The sequence below is a fragment of the Vogesella mureinivorans genome, assembly GCF_007644035.1.
GTDB lineage: Bacteria > Pseudomonadota > Gammaproteobacteria > Burkholderiales > Chromobacteriaceae > Vogesella > Vogesella mureinivorans.
This window is the reverse complement of sequence record NZ_VMTV02000728.1, coordinates 1-357: the sequence shown is the minus strand read 5'-3', so window position 1 is coordinate 357 and position 357 is coordinate 1. Positions and strand designations below refer to the sequence as shown.

General features: G+C 70.0%; 1 protein-coding gene. It reads right to left on the bottom strand.

All coding sequences use genetic code 11. From position 1 onward, the window contains the following. A partial coding sequence (locus FLQ44_RS17940; protein ID WP_147695473.1) for a radical SAM protein occupies window positions 1-357 on the bottom strand: 357 nt, incomplete at both ends.

The window sequence follows — 357 nt, the reverse complement described above, 5'->3', positions numbered from 1 at the left end:
CCTCCAGCGTTTGCCCCGGCAGGGCGTACATCAGGTCGAGGTTGATGTTGTCGAAGCCGGCGGCGCGCGCGAGTTCGAAAGCGCGCTTGGCCTGGCCGCTGTCGTGGATGCGGCCCAGTGCCGCCAGACGCGCGTCGTCGAAGCTCTGCACGCCGAAGCTGATGCGATTCACGCCGGCCGCGCGGTAGGCCTCGAAGCGGTCGAACTCGGCGGTGCCGGGGTTGGTTTCCAGCGTCACCTCCAGCCCTGGCATCAGCCGCAGGCGCGCGGAGACACCCTCAAGAACCTCGCCGATGGCCGCGCCCGGGAACAGGCTGGGTGTGCCGCCGCCGAAGAAGATGCTCGACACCGGCCGGC